Annotated in this window: 18 protein-coding genes and 1 pseudogene; 14 read left to right on the top strand and 5 right to left on the bottom strand. The window is 52.3% G+C overall.

The window, feature by feature from the left end:
• Positions 1–22: 22 nt before the first annotated feature.
• Positions 23–1,531 (top strand): MDR family MFS transporter, encoded by a 1,509-nt coding sequence (locus tag NYE29_RS06890; protein WP_438495430.1) that lies wholly within the window; start codon positions 23–25, stop codon positions 1,529–1,531.
• Positions 1,532–1,677: 146 nt separating this feature from the next.
• Here NYE29_RS06890 and NYE29_RS06885 read toward each other — a convergent pair whose 3' ends face one another.
• Positions 1,678–2,145, bottom strand: coding sequence for a MarR family winged helix-turn-helix transcriptional regulator (locus NYE29_RS06885; protein ID WP_076112812.1), 468 nt, complete (start codon positions 2,143–2,145; stop codon positions 1,678–1,680).
• A gap of 368 nt (positions 2,146–2,513) precedes the next feature.
• Here NYE29_RS06885 and NYE29_RS06880 point away from each other — a divergent pair, with 368 nt between their 5' ends.
• From NYE29_RS06880 to NYE29_RS06870, 3 genes are all read left to right on the top strand, one after another.
• The gene (locus tag NYE29_RS06880; RefSeq protein WP_340895029.1) at positions 2,514–3,821 is read left to right on the top strand and encodes an MFS transporter; all 1,308 of its coding nucleotides are present in this window, start codon (positions 2,514–2,516) and stop codon (positions 3,819–3,821) included.
• Positions 3,822–3,986: 165 nt separating this feature from the next.
• Positions 3,987–4,754, top strand: a complete 768-nt coding sequence (locus tag NYE29_RS06875; RefSeq protein WP_083675808.1) for an ABC transporter ATP-binding protein — start codon at positions 3,987–3,989, stop codon at positions 4,752–4,754.
• Complete coding sequence (locus NYE29_RS06870; RefSeq protein ID WP_340895028.1) at positions 4,751–6,043, top strand: ABC transporter permease; 1,293 nt, start codon at positions 4,751–4,753, stop codon at positions 6,041–6,043. Before NYE29_RS06875 ends, NYE29_RS06870 begins: the two co-directional genes overlap by 4 nt.
• Before the next feature lie 135 nt (positions 6,044–6,178).
• Here NYE29_RS06870 and NYE29_RS06865 read toward each other — a convergent pair whose 3' ends face one another.
• On the bottom strand, positions 6,179–7,441 hold the full coding sequence (locus NYE29_RS06865) for a BaiN/RdsA family NAD(P)/FAD-dependent oxidoreductase (protein WP_340895027.1): 1,263 nt from the start codon (positions 7,439–7,441) through the stop codon (positions 6,179–6,181).
• A 398-nt stretch (positions 7,442–7,839) separates the two neighbouring features.
• Between NYE29_RS06865 and NYE29_RS06860 the strand changes: the two genes are divergently transcribed.
• The 3 genes from NYE29_RS06860 to nadE all read left to right on the top strand — a co-directional run bounded on the left by NYE29_RS06860 (position 7,840) and on the right by nadE (position 10,861).
• On the top strand, positions 7,840–9,348 hold the full coding sequence (locus NYE29_RS06860) for a two-component system sensor histidine kinase NtrB (RefSeq protein ID WP_340895026.1): 1,509 nt from the start codon (positions 7,840–7,842) through the stop codon (positions 9,346–9,348).
• Positions 9,349–9,508: 160 nt separating this feature from the next.
• Positions 9,509–9,943 carry a BrxA/BrxB family bacilliredoxin gene (locus NYE29_RS06855; protein WP_340895025.1) on the top strand — a complete coding sequence of 145 codons (435 nt, stop codon included), beginning with the start codon at positions 9,509–9,511 and terminating at the stop codon, positions 9,941–9,943.
• Between the two features lie 108 nt (positions 9,944–10,051).
• Positions 10,052–10,861 carry an ammonia-dependent NAD(+) synthetase gene (gene nadE / locus NYE29_RS06850; protein ID WP_038585547.1) on the top strand — a complete coding sequence of 270 codons (810 nt, stop codon included), beginning with the start codon at positions 10,052–10,054 and terminating at the stop codon, positions 10,859–10,861.
• 116 nt (positions 10,862–10,977) lie between these two features.
• Here the strand turns inward: nadE and NYE29_RS06845 are convergent, their stop codons facing one another.
• On the bottom strand, positions 10,978–11,796 hold the full coding sequence (locus NYE29_RS06845; protein WP_076112807.1) for an alpha/beta hydrolase family protein: 819 nt from the start codon (positions 11,794–11,796) through the stop codon (positions 10,978–10,980).
• A gap of 265 nt (positions 11,797–12,061) precedes the next feature.
• On the opposite strand from NYE29_RS06845, the gene acpS reads away from it, so the two are divergent.
• Complete coding sequence (gene acpS / locus NYE29_RS06840) at positions 12,062–12,454, top strand: holo-ACP synthase (RefSeq protein WP_340895019.1); 393 nt, start codon at positions 12,062–12,064, stop codon at positions 12,452–12,454.
• 107 nt (positions 12,455–12,561) lie between these two features.
• A complete protein-coding gene (gene mutY, locus NYE29_RS06835) occupies positions 12,562–14,073 on the top strand; it encodes an A/G-specific adenine glycosylase (protein WP_445322157.1) in 1,512 nt (503 codons plus the stop codon).
• A 752-nt stretch (positions 14,074–14,825) separates the two neighbouring features.
• Here the strand turns inward: mutY and NYE29_RS06830 are convergent.
• Positions 14,826–15,434, bottom strand: a complete 609-nt coding sequence (locus NYE29_RS06830) for a superoxide dismutase (protein WP_340895018.1) — start codon at positions 15,432–15,434, stop codon at positions 14,826–14,828.
• Positions 15,435–16,029: 595 nt separating this feature from the next.
• On the opposite strand from NYE29_RS06830, the gene NYE29_RS06825 reads away from it, so the two are divergent.
• From NYE29_RS06825 to folE, 5 genes and pseudogenes are all read left to right on the top strand, one after another.
• Positions 16,030–16,449 (top strand): GNAT family N-acetyltransferase, encoded by a 420-nt coding sequence (locus NYE29_RS06825; RefSeq protein ID WP_038585559.1) that lies wholly within the window; start codon positions 16,030–16,032, stop codon positions 16,447–16,449.
• 181 nt (positions 16,450–16,630) lie between these two features.
• Positions 16,631–17,248 carry a signal peptidase I gene (gene lepB, locus NYE29_RS06820; protein ID WP_340895016.1) on the top strand — a complete coding sequence of 206 codons (618 nt, stop codon included), beginning with the start codon at positions 16,631–16,633 and terminating at the stop codon, positions 17,246–17,248.
• An 18-nt stretch (positions 17,249–17,266) separates the two neighbouring features.
• Positions 17,267–19,034: pseudogene (gene queG, locus NYE29_RS06815) on the top strand (tRNA epoxyqueuosine(34) reductase QueG).
• A gap of 103 nt (positions 19,035–19,137) precedes the next feature.
• A complete protein-coding gene (locus NYE29_RS06810) occupies positions 19,138–19,389 on the top strand; it encodes a YneF family protein (protein WP_038585565.1) in 252 nt (83 codons plus the stop codon).
• A 50-nt stretch (positions 19,390–19,439) separates the two neighbouring features.
• Positions 19,440–20,033: a GTP cyclohydrolase I FolE gene (gene folE, locus NYE29_RS06805; RefSeq protein WP_340895014.1), complete on the top strand. Its 594-nt coding sequence runs from the start codon at positions 19,440–19,442 to the stop codon at positions 20,031–20,033.
• 90 nt (positions 20,034–20,123) lie between these two features.
• On the opposite strand, the gene NYE29_RS06800 is transcribed toward folE, so the two are convergent.
• Positions 20,124–21,299: a Fe-Mn family superoxide dismutase gene (locus tag NYE29_RS06800; RefSeq protein WP_340895013.1), complete on the bottom strand. Its 1,176-nt coding sequence runs from the start codon at positions 21,297–21,299 to the stop codon at positions 20,124–20,126.
• Positions 21,300–21,330: the final 31 nt, after the last annotated feature.

Below are 21,330 nucleotides of genomic sequence, written 5' to 3'. Positions count from 1 at the left end.
ATAGAGAGAGGATTTGGATTCATTGAAGTCTCCAGGAGAAACAGAACGCAAGCTTATCTTGATAGGGGTGCTGCTGGCTACGTTTTTGGCAGCAATTGAAGGAACAGTAACCGGACCTGCCGGACCGGCGATTGTTGGGGATTTCCAGGGGATGCAGTGGCTGAGCTGGATATTTACCGCCTATCTGCTGGCCATGGCAGTCACGACCCCGATATTTGGCAAGCTGAGCGATCTGATTGGCCGCAAGCCTGTGTTCATCGGCGGTGCTGTGGTATTCTTGCTCGGCTCGCTGTTGTGCGGCATATCGCAGAGCATGGAACAGCTTATTATATTCCGCGGTATCCAAGGAATCGGAGCGGGAGCACTGATTCCGATGACCTTTACGATAATCGGTGACATCTACAGCATTAAAGAACGGGCAAAGACACAAGGGCTGCTGAGTTCGGTATGGGGGATATCCTCTCTGGTTGGACCGCTGCTCGGCGGCTATGTTGTTGATTACTTAAGCTGGCGCTGGGTGTTTGTGTTTAATCTGCCTTTTGGCCTGTTATCGATTATATTTATTTCCCGCTATCTGAAGGAAGAACGGGTAAGACGCAAGACGAAGATTGATGTAGCCGGTGTGCTGCTGTTCGCGGCAGGGATGGGCGCGCTGCTTTTCGGACTGACGACAGGAGGGCAGAATCTGCCCTGGACGTCTCCGCTGCTGCTGGCGATATTGGGGGCGGCAATTCTGCTGCTGGTAGTATTTCTGTTTGTGGAGCGCCGTGCTCCTGAACCTATGCTTCCGCTCACGCTGTTCTCTGTTCGTAATATTGCTGTATCCACCGGGGCCAATCTGCTGGTCAGTACCTTGATCATTGGCTTGTCCACCTATGTACCGCTGTGGGTTCAAGGAGTGTTCGGAAAAAGTGCAGCCCTCTCAGGCCTGCTGCTCGCTCCGATGTCGGTAGGCTGGATGCTGGGCTCCATTGCCGGAGGACGGATGATCCTGCGCTCCGGCTCCCGCCGGACGGGCATGCTTGGTCTGGCGCTGATTTCCATAGGGGCCATCGGCCTTGCGTTTATGAACGGGGATTCCTCACAGTTGCTGCTTCTATGTCTTATGCTGTTCTGCGGAGTCGGGTTTGGCTATGCCTCTACCGTATTTACCATTATCGCCCAGTCCTCTGTGGAGCATGAGCAGCGCGGGGCCTCAACGGCACTCAATACGTTTACCCGTTCACTCGGGCAGACGGTTGGGGTAGCAATTTTCGGTTCCTGGCTGAACCTTACGATTGACAGACGTCTGGCGGAGCAGCCCGGCAGTGCAGTTACAGGGGATGACATCAATACACTGCTTAATCCGCATGGCGGCAGCACACTGACCGGGGAAGCCTGGAGCAGTCTGCATGGTGCGCTGGAAGGCGGCCTGCATTCACTTTTTGTTGTGATGGCGGCATTCGCAGTCTTGTCCCTGATTATTTCTTCGGGTCTGCGGAGTGGTGTTCCTTCCATTGCAGAGGAGAATCCGGTGCTTAAGAAGGCTTAGTGAATAACACTTGTGTCAGAACCCTTCTATTGCTGCAAGAAAAAAGAAACGGCTGAGTCATCCTTAACAGGACGGCTCAGCCGTTTCTACTTGATCTAGAGCAATTCTGAAAAGTGAATAGATTCACAATCTCGTCGGCCCGAACCCTATTTGCGTGGGAGCGGGGAGAGTTTCTCAGCCTGCAGACCCATCTTCTTCAAAAGAATAATCATTTGTTCCTTCTCTTCATCACTCAGGCCACTAAAAGCGAGGTGCAGACGCTCCGAATACTTCGGATACATTTCGTTCATCAGATGTTCGCCTTCCGAAGTCAGCTCGGCGAAAATAACCCGGCGGTCGTTTGCGCAAGGCTTGCGCTGCAGGTAGCCGCGTTCCTCGAGCTTGTCGATCACGTAAGTAACATTTCCGCTCTGCAAGAGCAGTTTGGCGCCGATCTGCTGAATGGGTTGTGGCCCCTTATAGTAGAGGACCTCCATAACAGCAAAAGCAGTGGGATTGAAACCTTCAATCTTGCTTCCGGTAACGGCATGCTCGTTGATGCTCTTGAAAGACTTGGCAAAAACCCGGTACAAATGCAATGTCAGTTGAGTATCGCGTTCATAGGATTGTATCATGCTTCTCCACCCTCTATCGTTATCGTTAATCGTACGGGTTGCCCCGTACGGTACTAAATCATGGCTTGAATTGCACGGTTTAGCCGTGCAATGACTTGATATAGCTTTACAATACGTCAAACAATGGATCAAGAACATGTGATTTGTCACAATGAGCACACTTTTAATTATTAAAAATCAAACAATTTTTTTAGAGCGCGCAAAAGGTGCATATTGAATTGGTTTTTTTGGTGTACGTCTCCGGTAGGAGGGCATATTCAGCCTCTGGCGCAGCGGAGATTTACTCCCGGGGATTGATGAACAAACCTTTGGACTCCCTTACTATAAATTACAAAGAAGCAAAGATTAGCATGGGGAGTGGAGTAAGTATGAAAGAAGAAAACCATCAGGAGACACAAACAGAAAGGCTGACAGCGAATAAGCCCTTTATGCTGCTCATTTCGGCGCAGCTTATCTCCAATGTAGGGGACTGGCTGCATCTGCTGGCGCTGCTGACGATGGTTGGCCTGAAATGGCAGGCTACGCCATGGGAAATCACGATGTTATCGCTATGTATGGCCGTGCCGATGCTGCTAGGCGGTCCTTTGGCCGGGTATTTAAGCGATATGATGGACCGCAAAGCCCTCATGATTGGCTCCGACCTCGTCCGTGCAGGGATTGTTATGGGCCTCGTCTTTGCCGGCTCCTTATGGCAGGTATACCTCCTCTTAGTAGCCAAGGGGGTTATGGATATGCTTTTCTCTCCGGCCAAAAGCGGCAAGCTTAAAGAACTGGTTCCCCCGGCGCAGATGGATCAGGCCATCGCTCTCAGTTCTTCTATTGAACAGATTACCAAAATTGTAGGCCCTGCTGCCGGCGGTCTTCTGGTGGCGGCATTCGGGATTTCGGTCTGCTACATTATCGACTCGGCAACTTATCTGCTCTCGGCGCTGATTCTGCTCGCTGTACCGCACGTAGGCAAGTTCAGGACGGAAAGGGGCCAAGTGGTCGGAACAAACCCGCAGGAACGTGGGTCTTTCCGCAAGGAAGCCGGTGCCGGACTACGCCTGATCGGCATGATGCCGGCGGTGCTCAGCGGAGTCGTTATGCTCGTAGCCGTACTGATGGTGCTGACAATCGCCGATTCCCAGACGGTGACGCTATTCCGCGAAATCCCCGGAGTCAGTGGAGATTTATTAGGCTGGTGCGTGGCTGCCAGCGGCTTGGGCACCCTGTGCGCTGCCTTGGCGATAGGACGGAAGGGCAGCGGCAAACATCCGCTTGTCCTGATGAGCGCCGGGGCTATCCTTATGGGGAGTGTATTCGTCAGTGCCGCTTTAGTGACCGAATACGGGGAAGCTGGCCTTTGGATGAATGTCATGCTGTTCGGCTCATTTACGCTTGCCGGAGCGGGAGCAGGCCTGGTCTTCATCCCCTTTAACTCCATGCTGCAGCGCCGGACTCCGGAAGCATACACAGGCCGTGTCTTTGGTGCCGTCAGCAGCTTGACCAGCGCGGCGGTTATTCTCGGACCGGTAGCCGGAGGTGCGCTGGTGACGGCATCGGGAGCGGTTATAGCATATGTTGTCTCCGGTGTGCTGACGGCACTGCTCGGCGCGGCAATGCTGGTCCTGCGGGCCAGAATTGAGGGTAAAGACAAAAGGGTGCTTCAGGATCTGCAGGAAAGTGTTGCCTGATCATCGTGTAATCTGGGGATCTTTCCTTAAGCCCGAGAGGTCTCTTTCCGCACTTCGGGGAAGTAATGTTTGATGATTCTTCCCATTTGTCCGTATAATGGATAAAAAAGAACGGTAATAGCAGCCGGGACACTTGTGAATTGACACTTAGGAGATGGAAGCCGTATGAAAGAGACAGAGTTTGAAGATGAGTCTGCAGAGGGGTTCAAAGCTGAGGGCGAATGGGAAGAGGAAGATATTGTGCTCGATGTTTCCATTGAGGAAGCCGGTTACGAAGCGGGCGACAAACGGATTTCAGATGTTTCTTTCCAGGTGCGGCGCGGCCAGCTGCTGGGATTGATCGGACCAAACGGAGCAGGGAAAAGCACTACCATCAAGACGCTGCTCGGCTTGTTGAAATATGCCAAGGCTAAAGTGATTATCGGCGGAGAGAGTCAATCGTATGCATACGTGCCGGAACAGCCGGTATTTTACGAGGACCTGACACTGTGGGAGCATCTCGATTTGGCAGCCGCAGCCTACGGTTTGAGCTACGAGACTTTTGTGGCCACCGCCGAGAAGCTTCTGGTGCAGTTCGGTATGGGAAATGTGCGCGATGACCTGCCTGCAGGCTTCTCCAAAGGTATGAAGCAAAAGATGATGCTGATGCTTGGCTTCCTGGTCCAGCCCGATGTCTACATTGTGGACGAGCCGTTTATCGGGCTTGACCCCCGTGCCACGAAGGATTTCCTGCGTCTCCTGGAGGCCGAGCGGAAGCGCGGTGCGGGCGTTCTGATGTCCACGCATGTACTGGATACTGCGGAGAAAATCTGCGACAGCTTCGTGCTGATCTCCAGCGGGGAAGTAACGGCAACAGGCACTTTGGAGGAAATCCGCGACATTGCCGGATTGCCGGAGGGGTCGTTGTTTGATTGCTTCGACGAATTGACATGAGCAGTCAGGAACAGGCTGTTCTTAACCCTAAAACTTCCGGCAAAAAAGCCGGGTATGCTTTTCCTACGGCTCCGCAGCTGTTCCGGCGGCGCCTGATCTCCCATTGGCGTGAGCAATCGGCGATTATCCGTACGGCGGCCGACTGGACGGTCCTGCTCTACCTCGTTATTCCCGGCGGCCTGCTGGGCGGACGGTTCTATTTCGGGTTCTGGAGCGGGGAAATGCCAACATGGACGACCGCGATCCCCTTTATGCTGCTTCCGCTGCTGCTGGCGGCTCTAATTGCTACCGGAGGTATGGTGCTGCTGCTCCAGGAAGGGGATTCGTTGTTTCTCAGGCAGCGGCAAAACTGGATCAGAAGCATTATGCTGCGGGGGCTTCTGTATAGTCTTACCGTAACTGCCCTCAAGATGGCTGCGGTATTTGCTATTCTGCTGCCCTTCATCGTCCGGGGGTATGGACTCAGTGGGGCAGCTGCCGCATCGCTACTTGCAATGACCATAACCTGCAGCTGGTGCGTCAAACTGCTGGGACACCTTGTTAAAGTACAGCGCCAGGGCTTCCGCCGCTGGCTGTGGCTCATTCCGGCCGTGACCGTCCCCTGTGCCGCTTATGTCAGGGCTGCTATTTATTGGGACAGCCAGCCCTTGCTCCTGCTGGCAGCCGCCGCCGTATATGGTGCTGTGGTTGTATGGGCCATACGCTTCCGCTTGCGGCTGCACGCAACCTTTATGAGCGATGTGCGGGAAGACTACAAGCAGCGGATGAGAATCGCCGGTTTATTGCTGCGCGGCGTGCTTGATAAACCGCGCCCCACACGCTTTAAACCATGGATTTTCCGCAAATCACAACCGCTCCTGGCTTCGAAGCAGCCGGAGAGCCGCTTCGCGGCGGCAGGCATTAAAGCACTTGTGCGCAATCCGGCACACCTGAAGCTCTACTTTGCGTTCATGGGCGTTTCCATGGTAGCTATTTTTATCGTTCCAGGGGTTTTGAAATGGGGATTGCTCATTATTCTGGCGTTATTAATGGCCTACTGGCTGACTTCTTTCTGGTTATTGTTTGCAGGGGACGACTATATCGGGATCCTGCCCTTTACCAAAGCTCAGAAAGCCGATGCCGGTTCCGCAGCAATACCGATTCTGCTAGTTCCATATACGGCAATCTGTTCTGGTGTGGTGTGCATTCCTTTGTATGGATGGTGGGGGCTGCTGCTGTTTATTCCACTCGGTTATTTAATCGGGGTTTTCATTGCCAGAATGTTCAGCACGATGCGGTTTCAGAGATAGGTGCCGCAGACCCGCTAAATACAAAACAGCGTTACTTGCGGATTTACGCAAGTAACGCTGTTTTTAAATGTTCGCCCGGCATGGGCGATAACTTGGCGGGTTTAGTAGTCCTAGACGGTGGACGTCCCCTTGCTTTTAATGCTGTCCAGCTGCATGTTTGCCTGCTGTGTAACCTGTGGAGAAAGCAGCGGTAATATTGTAGCCGCCGGTATAACCGTGAATATCCAGCACCTCACCGCAAAAATAAAGTCCCTGCATAAGCTTAGACTCCATCGTCTTGGGATCAATTTCCTTCAGATTGACACCTCCGCCGGTAACAAAAGCTTCAGCCAGAGACCGGGTGCCGTGAACATAGACCGGCATCCGTTTCAGAAGGGCGGCCAGCGCTTGCAAGGCGCTTTTGGGAAGATGATGGCCGGTGATATCTCCGTCCACCCCGGCTTTGGCCAGCAGCAGCGGAATGAGGCGCTCCGGAATCAAACCTTTCAAGGAATTACGGATGGCCTTCTTAGGCTCCAATTCCAGCTTGTTCTGCAGCTGGGACTCCACCTCCTGCGGGTGATGGTCGGGAAAAAGGTCGATGGACAGCTCAACTGTGTCCGTTCCGGATTTGCGCTGGACCTGGCGCAGGAACTGGCTGCACCGCAGCGCAATCGGGCCGGACAGCCCGAAATGAGTGAAGATCATATCTCCCCTGTGGGAGATCACCCTCTTGCCTTTGGGATTCCAGACGCTCAGCGTCACATCCCGCAGGGACAACCCCTGAAGTTCCCCTGACTTGATCCATTCCTCCCTAGAAACAATGGGCACTTCCGTTGGGAACAGTTCCGTAATTGTATGTCCGGCGGTGATCGCCCAAGGATAGCCGTCCCCGGTGGAACCGGTCTGAGGCACAGATTTGCCTCCCGTGGCGATTACGACAGCGCCAGCGGCAACCTCCTTGCCAGATTTCAGGCGGATTCCTTCTACTTTACTGTCTCCGTACAGGACCTCCTGCACCGGGCTATCCGTCATAATCTGCACACCCAGGCTGCGAACTTTGCCGATTAGAGCGGAAACGACGCTGGAGGCCTTGTCCGACACGGGAAACATCCGCCCGTTGTCTTCCTCTTTCAGGGCGATGCCCAAATCTTCAAAGAATTCTACAATATCGCGATTATTAAAATGATCAAACGCGCTGTATAAAAAGCGGCCGTTGCCCGGAATATGGGCAATAAGCTCGGAAGTTTCCTTGACGTTGGTTACATTGCAGCGCCCGCCGCCAGAGATTCCAAGCTTCCGGCCCAGCTTGGCCCCTTTATCAATTAATAATACGGAGGCGCCGTGCTCTGCCGCGGCCACGCTGGCCATCAGTCCGGAGGGGCCGCCTCCAATGACGATCACATCATAGTTGCTCATGAATCTGCTCCTTTACATGCTTAAGGAATAGCGAATTTCAGCATTTTCGGTATTCTACTAACGGCATCATACCATTCCGGCCGCGGTGTAGCCAGACCTGTGAAACCGGTAAGTGATTATCGTTGTCAGAAGAGCCTGGCTGTGCTTTAATCTAAGGGGACAGGGTAATTTGTCCAACTTGGGGAGTGATTGCAATTTTAGATGCGGTAAAGGATATTTTATTGCAAATCTTATCTGCCAGTTCCTTTATATTTCTGTTTCAATGGTGGCTGGACCAAAGCCACATTATACGCAGAAATCGGCAATTTCCGGATGATCAGGCTTTGCTGATTATTTGCTGTGCCATTAGCATTACCCTCTGTACCATTTTCTCAACAACATTATTCGGGGTTGTTTATTTGAATTTAGCTATATTGCCCGCTTATATCGGTATATTATATGGCAATTTCCGCTCCGGGATAAGCCTGGCTGCTTTTTTTATGCTCTGCACGGCTCTGTTTTCGGTACCACCGGGAATCGGCAATATGGTAGTTAATATTGGGGTTCTTATGTTTCCGCTATTGTTTGGCTTTGTCCGGCCTTTTAAGAAGGGAAAGATTATTCAGAAGATAGGCGTGCTATGGGCCGTTCTGGCTCCCAGCATGCTCTTTATTGTGCTCGTGCCCAAAATGAAGGGCAGGAATATATATGAAACCCTTTCGGCAGATACCTTGCTGGTAACGGTATATCTGTTTATTACTATTATGCTCGGCGGATTATTTATATTTTGTATCGAAACCGCTTGGGATAAGCTTCAAATCAAGGAGCAGATGAAGGGGATCTCCGAGAAATTCAAGCTGGAATCAGAGAAGCTTCAGCAGATTACCGACGCAGTACAGCTGAATATTATGTCGATGGATGACAGCGGGTATGTGACAGAACTTAACGAATTTATGCTCAAGCTGATTCATCGCCATTATCCTGAACTGACAAGGGAGACTATAATGTCCCAGCCCGCAGGCCAGCTTTTCAGAAAATATATTGATGAGCAGACCTATTCCCGGCTGGAGAACATCGTCCGCAGCAAACAACGCACCAATGCCAAAATTACATGTGCAACGAGTACATGTCAAATTTATACGGAGCCTCTGCCGCAGGATTCCGGAATTCCTGGCGGCATTGTGATGATCGTTAAGGATCTGACCGAGGAGGCGAAACTCCGCAGCGAGCTTGATAATGTAGAGCGGCTAACGCTGGTTGGACAGATGGCTGCAGGCATCACGCATGAGATCCGCAATCCCATGGCAGTCGTTCGCGGATTTCTCCAGCTTATGAGAGAGAAGAGTCCGGGAGAGCTGGATTCATACTACCAGATCGTAATGGATGAGCTAGACCGGGCCAACGCCATCATCAATGACTTTCTGTCCCTGGCACAGACCCGTGTATCGGATAAAGAAATGGTGCAGCTTCATCTTATAGTAGAAGAGCTGAGTCCTTTGATCTGGGCGGATGCCAATCTCCGGGGCCAGAGCATTGAACTCCGGCTAAACCCGTCATTGCCTCTGCTGATGCTGAATGTCAGGGAGATTAAGCAACTTGTCCTTAATCTGGCCCGCAACGGGATGGAGGCCATGGACCCGAAGGGGGTGTTGACCTTGGAGACACGTGTGAATGAGGATAGAGTTGAGCTGATGATTAAGGACACTGGAGGCGGAATTTCAACAAGCCAGATTGAGAATTTATTTGTCCCCTTCTTCACAACAAAAAATCATGGAACCGGGCTCGGGTTATCGCTTTGTCTGAGTATTGCCGAGCGGCATAACGGAAAGATCGCGGTTGAATCGCAGGAGGGCGTGGGCACAGTGTTCACTGTATCCTTTCCTTTTGAGAAGGAAGAAAACGCAGCAACGACTAGGCTTCTGAAGTGAACGTCCCGCGATAGAGGCACAAGTCACAGACGATGGGCTCCGCTGCAGCAGCAGGTCTCTCCCTTGCTTTCACAGAGTATGCATGTATAATAAAGTTAGTAAGTGCTGCTGTAATGCAGCCTGACCAAACACTTTACAAGGCAAAGGAGAGTGCAGAGGAATGTCCATGTCATTTAATCAATATATGAGAGATTCAATTCAGCCTATGCGTGATGACCTGACAAGTATCGGGTTCCAGGAGTTGTTGACTCCAGAAGAGGTGGAAACCACTCTTCCAACCGCAAAGGGGACGTCGCTTGTTGTCGTCAATTCTGTATGCGGCTGTGCAGCCGGCCAATGCCGTCCTGGTGTAGCCCAAGCTTTGCAGAACGAAATTCTGCCGGATCATCTGTTCACCGTGTTCGCCGGACAGGAGAAGGAAGCCACTGCTAAAGCACGTGAATACTTCGCTCCATATCCTCCTTCTTCACCATCTATCGCTTTGATGAAGGATGGGGAGCTTGTTCATTTTATTGAACGTCATGGGGTAGAAGACCGTTCAGCTGCCGAAATTTCTGCTGAATTGAAGGAAGTATTCAACCGTTTGTGCCAGTAATAGCGGTTAATTCATAGGATCTCGCGGTGGCCGGCAATCCGGCTGCTGCGGGATTTTTTCAAAATATAAGAATTGATATGTTCAAAGTGATGAAACGGGGTGTGGTTTGTGAGCTTGCAAGAAGAGATTATTGCTGCCCTCGGCGTAAAGCCGGCCATTGATGAAGAGGCAGAGGTACGGAGGCGTGTCGATTTCCTGAAAGCATATGTACGGCAGGCAGGAGCAAAAGGGCTGCTCATTGCGATCAGCGGCGGGGTCGACAGTGCGGTGGCAACAGGCCTATGCAAACGGGCAACCGATGAGCTGACCGCAGAAGAAGGCAAGGAGTACATCACCCTTGGCGTATTTCAGCCTTACGGTGTTCAGGAGGATATCGAGCACAGTTATGCGGTTGCTGAAGCTTTTGAACTGACACATAAGGTTGAGACCAATATTGAAGAAGCTGTTAACGAGATCGCACTTGAGGTCGAACATAGCCTGAAAGCGCTGGGCCAGCACCGTCACATTACACATCAGGGCAAAGGCAATGTGAAGGCGAGAACCCGCATGGTTATGCAGTACGCGCTCTCCTTCGAGAATAATCTGCTGGTAGTAGGAACGGATCATGCCTCCGAGGCCATCACCGGATTTTACACCAAATGGGGCGATGGCGCAGTCGATATTACACCGCTGAGCTCGCTGAACAAGCGCCAGGTACGCCAGCTCGCAGCCTATCTGGGAGTACCGGCGGATATCGTGACCAAAGCACCGACGGCCGGCCTCTGGCCCGGACAGACGGATGAAACCGAGCTGGGTATTACGTATGATGACAACAGCGACTATCTGGAGGGCAAACAGGTCAGCCCTGAGGTTGCCGGGAAACTGGAAGCTTATTACCGGAGAACGGCGCACAAGCGCAATGTAATACCGGGCATCTAGAAGGAGAAGTTTATACAAAAACCGCCGGAGAATCTGTGTGTATACTCAGACTTTCCGGCGGTTTTGTGTGTAGTATTATATGATATGGCGGTCTTCCGTTGGCGGCGGGCCGGTGGTCATCCCGCTAGTACGCTGCGGATAAATTCGCGGGTAGCGCCGATCGCCTGTTCCAGCTGCGGAGTGGTCCCGGCAAAAGGATGGACACTGCCAAAGGTATGATTGCCCTCCGGAATTTGCACCCGCTCTATATCGGGCCGGAGGTTGACCAATTGCTCCGAGCCGCGGCGCAGCCGTTCGCTATCCTGGGTTCCCTGAATGAGGACAACGGGGAAAGCGGCAGTTTTCATTCGCTCCAGAAGATTGTAGCGCCCGGCTTGCCGCTCCAGATCTTCAATAATGACGGCATCGAGCGGCATTTGCTGACCCGTGCGGCCATTGAGTACATGAGTCCGGCCGCTTTGTTTCATTTCGCGTTTTTGTTCATCTGTGAACAAATCCAGATCGGTGATTCCGTTCCAGGAGATGACTCCTGCAATCTCCTCGGGGTGGTCCAGTGCGTATAGCAGACAATCGCCGCCGCCGCGGCTGTGACCCAGCAGGAATAAGGGCAGGCTGCCAAATTTATGATGCTGGCTGAGATAGGAAAGCAGGATCTCCATGTCTTTGATCTCGCGGTTATAGGTATTGCGGGCGAACTTCTCAAGCTCGGTGAAATTCTGCAGATCCTCGCCGATTCCCGCATGAGAGAAATTGAAGGAGATCACCTCATGCTCCTGGCTGAGCGCGGCTGCGAGGTAAGGGAACATTCCCCAATCCTTAAAGCCCTTGTATCCGTGGGCAATAACAATCAAACTATTGGCTTTGCCTTGAGCTGGAAAATGTGAGCAGCGCAGGACGGCATCTTCTCCGGCAGGCAACTGAAAATTGCGGTTCATCGGTCAATTCCCCTCTCTTTAGCAGAGATTATTATGTCTTCTTAATATAGAATTGAGATTCTGTGGTTAAGATTCATGATGAGGGAAGTAGCAGGATAGACTTCGGCGGTTTTTTCTTTTAAGATAGCAGAAAGAATCCGGGACAACTATAATCTATATGATTTACGGACAATGTATATGAAGATCATACCATTAACAAAGCTATTAAGGATAGCTATCAGATTCAAGCGGTTTATGACTGCACGTCCATAAGGAGCGTGGGATTTTGATATACGGGATCGGGCATGATGTGCTGGAAATCCAGCGGATTAAAGCACTAATGAATAAAGGATCTGGAGCGAAGTTTATCCGGCGTATCCTTACAGAGGCAGAGCTTGAGCTTCTGGAGCGGCGGGGCGGCAATGCTGCGGAGTTCATAGCCGGGCGGTTCGCGGCCAAGGAGGCGGTTGTGAAAGCGCTGGGCTGCGGCATAGGCCGGGAAGTGGGATTTCAGGATATTCAGATTCTGCCGGATGCATATGGCAAACCGATAGTTACACTCTCGGAGGAGGCCTGGGAACGGCTCCGGCTGAAAGGCCGGGAGTACCTCATTCATCTCACCATTACCCACAGCCGCGAGCTGGCTTCGACCTTTGCGGTAATGGAACGGAGGGTTTGAGCGGCAAGGAAGGCTGGAGCTTACAGCATGGGACTTGAAGGAACTGACGGGCCGTGACTCCACTGATGCCCGTGTGAAGTAAATATAAGAATCAAGGAGAATAAATGATGACAACGCATGAACAACAGGAGCAGGCGCAGCAAGACACTAAGTTGTTTTTTAGCCGTAATCTGCTTGAATGGTACCATGGGCAGAAACGTGATTTGCCTTGGCGGCGCCATCGCAATCCGTATTATATCTGGATCTCGGAAATTATGCTGCAGCAGACGAGAGTCGATACGGTTATTCCGTATTTCAACCGCTTCATTGAGCGGTTTCCTACGGTGGAATCGCTTGCCGACGCACCGGAGGAGGATGTGCTGAAATGCTGGGAGGGTCTTGGCTACTATTCCCGTGCACGGAATCTTCAGCATGCCGCGCGGCAGGTGAAGGAACAATACGGCGGAATGGTTCCGAATGACCGCGATGCCATATTCAGCCTTAAAGGGGTTGGCCCCTATACGGCAGGAGCCATTCTCAGCATTGCGTTCAACCGGCCTGAACCTGCGGTGGACGGAAATGTGATGCGGGTATTGTCCCGCTATTTCCTGATGGAGGATGACATCGCTAAGGGGCCGACGCGGGTGAAGATGGAGCGGCTGGCGGCGGAGCTGATCCCGGAGGGGGAGGCTTCGCATTTCAACCAGGCGCTAATGGAGCTCGGGGCACTCGTCTGCACGCCGAAATCACCGCGCTGTCTGCCTTGCCCGGTGATGGAGCACTGTGCCGCGCGCCTGGCGGGCTGCGAGACTTCGCTGCCCGTCAAGACCAAGGCCAAGCCGCCGCGCCCCGAGGAGCGGCTGGCGGCCCTCGTTACGGGCCGCGGCGAGCACGCGGGCCGGGTGCTGATCCGGCAGCGGCCATCCAGCGGGCTTTTGGCCCGCATGTGGGAGCTGCCGCACTGGCCGGCGCCGCCTGCGGAGGGCGGCGCTTCCGCTGCGCTGCTGCCTGAGGCGGCAGCGCTGGACCGGCTGCGCCGGTCACTGCGGCAGGCCGGGATCTTCGCCCGGCCTGAAGAGCACTGGATGGCTGCGGAACATACGTTCAGCCATATCGTGTGGACCCTGCAGGTGTACCGCTGCAGGGAAGAGGACGCCCCGGCGCTGCCGCTGGCGGCGGAGGGGCGGGCGGCATACGCGGCCGGGAACGCGGCTGCCGCCGTGCCCACGGATGGCGGTGCTGCACCCGCAGATGGCACACAAGGCGGTGCTGCATCTGTAGAAGGTCCGCAAGGCGGTGCTGTGTCTGTAAATGGCACACCAGGCACTACTGCGCCCGCAGATGGCACGCAAGCTGGTGCTCCACCCGCAGATGGCACGCAAGCTGGTGCTGCACTGGCCTCAGGCATGCCGCCAGCCAGTGTTGTGCGCGCCATGGACACGCCAGATGCGTATGAGGTTGATCTCTTCTCCGCTACGGACAGTCCGGTCGAGCAGTTTGCAGACGGCAGCGGAAATCCGGAGGATGCCGGAGCCGTGCGGTGGATCAACCGCGAGGACATGGCGAACTACGCCTTTCCGAACGTTTTTTTGAAGCTGCTTAACCATTATTTCGATGAGCTGGAAGCACAGAAGCTGTAAGACCGGAGAAGAGTGGCTTGATGAGGGGAATAGGACCGAATAGGCTGGCAGAACGGGCGGTACGAAATGGGGTTCTAGGGCGAACCGGAGCGAAGCGATTACCTGAGAGAGTGAGCGCGTGCAAGTAATGAAGCGAAACGGTTTATCAATGGAATCTGAGCACAGGTAATGTCCAAAGTCTAGATTTCTAAACCGTATTGCAGCTGATCCAGCTCGTATCTCCCTCAGGTTCAGGTCGAGACGCAGTTCTGTTGCACTTTTTACAGCAGATGACTCCTAAATTAGCTGGAAAATAGAATCTATTGCACTCTGTACAGCAGAATCTAGTGGAAAAGACGGCTTTGGCGATAAATCCAGAAATCTGTTGTATAAAATACAGCGGAATGTCATTTATTGCTGAGCAATGAGCATTCTACTGCAGAAAGTGCAATCACATAAAAAGCCTGATAGCAATCAGGCATGAGTGCTACGGATCAAGTTCAGTCTAGATAACGACTGGTTTGTACAAAAGCATTCGCTACTGTAGCGCTCCAAGCGTACGCTGCCGCATCAACTCCGGGCCTATCAATGAAAAACGGCTGCGCTATGTCCTAACCGGACACGGCGCAGCCGTTTTCACATCTAGGGATAAGGTGGAAGCTGGACACCACATCCTGCGTACAGCAACGGCCCCGTCCTTTAAAAAGGACGGGGCCGTTTGAGTTATAGATTAGAGTAGGCTGAGCAAGGCGCGGCGATGTCGCCGCAGTTCCTTACTTCGCGCTTTCGTAACGTTTGCCGACTTCTTCCCAGTTAACTACATTCCAGAAGGCTTTGATGTAGTCAGGGCGTTTGTTTTGATAGTTCAGGTAGTAAGCATGCTCCCATACATCGAGGCCGAGGATTGGAGTAGCACCTTCACTGATTGGGTTGTCTTGGTTCGGTGTGCTTGTTACAGCAAGTTTGCCGTCCTTAACCACGAGCCAAGCCCAGCCGCTGCCGAAACGGGTAGTTGCTGCAGTAGCAAAATCTTCTTTGAATTTGTCGAATCCGCCCAGCTCGCTGTCAATTGCAGCTGCCAGTGCACCTGTAGGTGCGCCGCCGGCGTTTGGTCCGATGACTTCCCAGAACAGGGTATGGTTGGCGTGTCCACCACCGTTGTTGCGAACAGCAGTGCGGATGGCTTCAGGTACAGCGTTCAGGTCGGTGAGAAGCTCTTCGATGCTCTTGTTTTGAAGTTCAGGTGCTTTTTCCAGAGCGGCGTTCAGGTTCGTCACATAAGTATTATGGTGCCTGTCATGATGAATCTCCATCGTCAATGCGTCGATGTGCGGTTCAAGAGCGTTGTTCGGATAAGGAAGTGCCGGTAATTGAAATGCCATGGAAAAATCCCTCCTGAGTTTATTAGAATTGTATAGATAAAGAATTTTGGCGGTCTTGACGTCAAAACCCCTTATTTCCAATGCCTCTTATTGGTTATATCCGATAAGATACTTTTATTAAACCGTATCTGGAACAATAATGCAACATTAAACAAACATAAACGTTTAAAAAGTTGTGATCAAACAAACCTGACCGGAAGTGTAAATGCTGTGTTAAACTTATAGAATTCCCTGTAGACTTTGCTTTTATACCTTTGAATTTACCTTTATAAAGAAAATATGTAAACATGTTTCATGAAAACGCTTCATATCAAGCGCTTTCAAAAGAAAAATGGTGATATCACGAGAAAAGTGTGCTTTAATAGAGTCAAAAGCAGGTATTCCTCGGTTTTTGGAGATTAGAGAAGTTACCGACTATTTTACATTAAGTTAATACTTCTTTGATCGCAAGAAAAGCTGCATGAAATGATGGATTCGACAACATCCTCGAAATTCCCATTTTTGCTTTTCTGATGCCTTTTTTTCTCTTTATACTGTTACGGGAACTCCTTCTTTTTGTTAAACTCTAAGCCATAGAAAAGGGAGATTTTAAAGAATGCACGTTCGTTCCTTTCAATTAAGCGACGTTACCCCTGTGACTGAACTGCTGCAGAGCGCATTATCGGAAGAGTGTTTTGAAAGCACGATCGAGCCCTTCTCCAGACAGCTTTCTTGGGATTCAGATCTCATTGTAGTTGCTGAGGATGAAGAAGAAATTGTTGGTGCGCTGATAGGTACAATCGAGAAGAACCACGGCTGTTATTTCCGAATTGCTGTCCATCCCGACTACCGCCGCAGAGGAATCGGCAAAAGTCTTGTAACGGCGATGGAACACAGATTTCAGGCGCGCAAGGTTAGCGGTATTTTCGTAGCCGTTGATGAGCACAATTCCTTCGCATTGCCGCTGTATGAAGCTATGGGATATGACGAGAATCAAATCTTCAAATCAGTACGGAAGCTCAGCATCGTTGGATAATGTCTTTTATCATGGGCGCTGCGTAAGCGGAAACATTTACTAAATAGAGAACTATAGCGACTTGCATAGTCTGATCCATTATACTAAAGCATATCTCCCCGAAGTCCATTGCAAATGGCCGGGAGATATGCTTTTCTATTGTTATAGACTTGATCTACCAATCTGGGCAAGAAGGTGGCATATGGACCGGGAGCTTGAAGGGGAATTTATGCGAAGCCGCAAGCAAAGATACAGATCTGTCACACATCACGGTTCCAAACTGCAGCCGGGAAACAGATGGATTCTAGATCTGCGGGATTGGGTAATCACCGCGGCAATTGTATTTGGGTTCATGTCGCTTTTGAATTTATTTATTTTCAATATATCTACTGTGGTCGGCCAGTCCATGCAGCCTACGCTGGTTGAGGGGGAGAAGCTGATCATTAACAAGATCACTTTGAGCTTTGCGAACCCGTCGCGGGGAGATGTTATTGTGCTGCATGATCCCAGCACCGGCCCGGACCGCAAGGAATATCTGGTGAAACGCGTCATTGGGATACCCGGTGATTTCATAGAGGTGCAGGGCCATAAACTGTACGTTAACGGAGAAATGGCCGATGAGCCTTATATTGATACGGAAATTCAGGATCCTGATTTTTTGGGGCTGACTGTCGAGAAGGGAAGCTATTTTGTGATGGGTGATAACCGGCATGCCGGAGCCAGCAAGGACAGCCGTTACTTTGGCACCGTCCCGCAGAAGAGTATTGTCGGCAAGGCAGTTTATATCTGGTGGCCGCTCTCCAAACTGAATTCATTATAAGAGAAGGTGAAGGCGGAAATGAACATTAAAACTCAGTCATCCTATGCTCCGCCGCCTTCCATATGGGAAGATCTTAAGGCGGAGATCAAGGCTGCCGCTCCGGCGCTGGGCATTGATGATATCGGGTTTGCGACGGCTGAGCCGTTTCTATATTTAAAAAACATCCTGCAGGATCACCGGGACAAGGGGTATGAATCCGGTTTTGAAGAGCCTGATTTGGATAAGCGGACTATTCCGGCACTTCCGTCCGGTGAGACGCCGCTATCCATTCTGGCCATTGCGGTGGCCTATCCTTCCAAGATGGAGAATCCGCCCAGATCTGAACCGGGTGCGCGCCGGGGAATTCTGGCCCGGGCTGCCTGGGGCCAGGATTACCATCATGTGCTGCGTGAAGCGCTGGGGAAGCTGGAGGCTTTTATCCGTGAGCGTGTGCCGGATGCTGTGCTGGAGAGTATGGTGGATACTGGCGTGCTGGTAGACAGAGCTGTAGCGGAGCGGGCAGGAATCGGCTTCAGTGCCAAGAACTGTGCGATCATCTCTCCCAAGTGGGGGTCATGGATCTATCTTGGGGAAATGGTGACGAACATTCCGTTCCCCCCGGATGCACCCGTGGAGGAAGGCTGCGGCGATTGTACGAAATGTATTGACGCTTGTCCTACCGGGGCACTCGTTGGCCCGGGTCAGCTTAACGCCCAGGCCTGTATTTCCTATTTAACGCAGACCAAAGGGTTTTTAAGCGATGAGTATATGACCAAGATCGGCAACCGGCTGTATGGCTGCGATACCTGCCAGATTGTCTGCCCGAAAAATCGCGGGAAGAACTGGAACCACCGTCCGGAGCTGCTGCCTGATCCGGAAATCGTCAAGCCGCTTTTGCTGCCGATTCTTGAGCTCAGCAATCGTGAGTTCAAAGAGAAATTCGGCAGCAGTTCGGCGGCCTGGCGCGGTAAAAAGCCGATCCAGCGCAATGCGATTATCGCGCTTGGCAATTTCAAAGAGGCTGGCGCTGTACCGAAGCTGACCGAAATTGTGCTGCGGGAGTCACGCCCGGAAATGCGCGGGACTGCGGCCTGGGCGCTTGGGCGCATTGGCGGCGGAGAGGCGCTGGCGGCTGTTGAAAAGGCACTGTTGGCTGAAGAGGACAACCAGGTCCGAGAGATGCTTGAACGGGCGCTGGACAAGCTGCTGAAGCGGGAGGAGACGGAGACCAATGAGCAAGCTGGCGGGGGGCAGTCTGGGAACTGAAACTGCTGTGTATTACAGTGAAATGGAATCGCCGATTGGCCCGCTGACCTTATGTGCAACAGAGGCGGGATTATGTCTTATAGAATTCGGGACATTTGCCGGGAGCCGGGAGAACCTGGAGAAATGGCTCAAGGTACAGATTGGAACCGTGATATTAATCGAAGATGAGTCCCGGCTGGAGCAGGCTAAAGCGCAGCTTGAGGCGTATTTTGCCGGAGGACTGCAGGACTTCACGCTGCCTCTGGATATGCGTGGCACGGCCTTCCAGCTTCAGGTATGGGAGGCGCTGCGCGGCATTCCCTACGGAGAGTCCGCTTCCTATAAGGATATTGCTGTGCGGATCGGCAATCCGCAGGCTGTGCGCGCTGTAGGCGGAGCTAATAACCGCAATCCTGTTCCGGTAATTGTGCCGTGCCACCGGGTAATCGGTGCGGGAGGAACGCTGGTCGGATACGCCGGTGGCCTTGCGATCAAGACCCGGCTGCTGCAGCTCGAAGCAGAGCACGCCCTCCCGGATGACACCGGAACCTACCTCTTCTGACTCATGGGATTTACCAATTGCTGTCCAGTTCTTGAAATGCTATGATAGATTCGCATGCCCGCAGCGGGCGCTGCAGACAATTGAGTACAAAGGTGGATTCCAGATGAACATTGTATGGCCTATTATTACGCTTGTTGTTGGTCTGATCGGCGGATTCTTTATCGGTGTATATTATCTACGCAGACAAATGACAACGATGCAAAATGATCCGGAAATGCTGCAGAAGGTTGCGAAGCAAATGGGTTACAACCTGAACGGCAAGCAAATGCAGCGTGCACAGCAAATGATGAAGAACAATAATCAGCCTGGACGTGCTCCTGTTGCAAACAAAGGGCAGCGGCGCAAGGGCAAGTAACACGGCCCCGATAGATGAAGGTATACGCGGGTGCGGAAGGGGGAGGTTTCATGGGGGGCATCAAGGAATACGTAAACGGCAAGGTCTCGGTGAACCGCGAGCAGATCGAGTACCATGTTGAGAAGATATTGGAGTTAATCGGAGAGGACACCGGCCGCGAAGGGCTGTTGGAAACACCGGCACGGGTCACGCGGATGTACGAGGAGATATTTGGCGGTTATTCGATAGATCCCCGAGAGGCGCTTGGTGTAACTTTTGATGAATCTCACGAAGAGCTGGTCATTGTAAAGGATATCGTCTATTACAGCCAATGCGAGCATCACATGGCTCCTTTCTTCGGCAAAGTGCATATCGGCTACGTCCCAAGCGGGCGTATTGCCGGACTAAGCAAACTGGCCCGTCTCGTTGAAGCGGTTAGCCGGCGTCTGCAGGTGCAGGAGCGGATCACGACTCAGATTGCCGACATCATGACCGAGGTGCTGAATCCTCATGGGGTCATGGTCGTCGTAGAAGGCGAGCATCTGTGCATGTGTGCCCGTGGGGTGAAGAAGCCCGGCAGCAAGACGGTGACCATGGCGACGAGAGGAAGCTTCCGTGAGGATGCTGCCGCACGCACGGAGTTTTTGGCTTTGATCAAGGAATAGGATGATAGGGGAGATTCTCCCGAATTTGTACACATACAGAGCCCTGCTTTCACTTTAGATGAGAGCAGGGCTCTATTTATTTCGAAAATCTCAAAAGGGCTGCCAGACCAGCTTGCGGGCGGCGGCATAACGCTGTGAGACATAAGGCCAATTGACGACCTTCCACCAATCTTGAATATAGGCGGCACGGTTGTTCTGATGCTTGAGGTAATAGGCATGCTCCCACACATCCAGGGCGAGCAGCGGCACAACATCCCATTGCGACAAATTCTGGTGTTTCTCAGCAGTGAGGATTTCCAGTCTGCGGCTGCGCGGACTCCAGACAAGAATAGCCCAGCCACCGCCTTCAACCTTATTCGCTGCTTCGGTGAATTGCGCTTTAAAGGCATCATAGCTGCCGAAGCTGCGTTCAATGGCGTCCAGCAAGGCGCCGGTCGGACGTCCGCCGCCTTGTGGAGACATTACGTTCCAGAAGATGGTGTGAAGATAATGCCCGGCACCATTAAAGGCAAGCTCTCGTTCCCAATGTTTGACGAGATCGAAATCGTTGGTTTTGCGGGCTTCCGCCAGCTTAATTTCTGCTTTGTTCAGTCCGTCTACGTAGCTTTGGTGATGTTTGTCATGATGGATGGTCATGGTCTTCTCGTCGATATACGGTTCAAGCGCATTATAAGCATACGGGAGCGGAGGCAGTTTATGCCCGCCTATAGGCACAGAACCGGGTTCGCGGGTTTGGGCTGCCGGGGTTGCCGGCCCAAACCCGTTGCCGCTGCCCTCTGCAGAAGCTACAGACGCAAACTCCGCTGGGTCCGCTGCGCTTTCCCGCATTAGAACGGACACCTGTCCGGGCGTGCTCAGCCCCCCCAGAACAGCAAGGAAATACTCGGACTCGCGAATAATATGCAGCAGTACAATAGCAGCCAGCGGCTGGGCTTTCACTGCCTTGCTGCTTTCGCACAGTGCGTATAGCTGGCGGATGAACTCACGCGACTGGGAACAGACCGTCTGCAGCAGCAGCTCTGTTTCGGCAGCAAGTTCACGCTGTCCGGCAAATGCCGGAGTGAGCGAAGTTTCCAGCAGCCGCCGCGCGGCTTGCTCTGTGGCACCAAAGACGACAGCCCACTCATCGAGCAGTTTGACATAAGGCTCTTCCAATTGAGGCACAATTGCTTTGATGACTTCGGTATGCTCTTTCTCCTGGGTCTTCCAAAATACAGTTTCTTCGAGTATTCGTGCTGGCAGCAGCGGTCCGTATACATATAACATTACATGCAGTCCTCCCGTCCGATATCTTAAA

It is taken from the genome of Paenibacillus sp. FSL M7-1046, from assembly GCF_038007405.1.
Taxonomy (GTDB): Bacteria; Bacillota; Bacilli; order Paenibacillales; family Paenibacillaceae; genus Paenibacillus_AQ.
The sequence above is the reverse complement of the archived record's forward strand: the minus strand, read 5'-3'. Positions and strand labels throughout refer to the sequence as shown.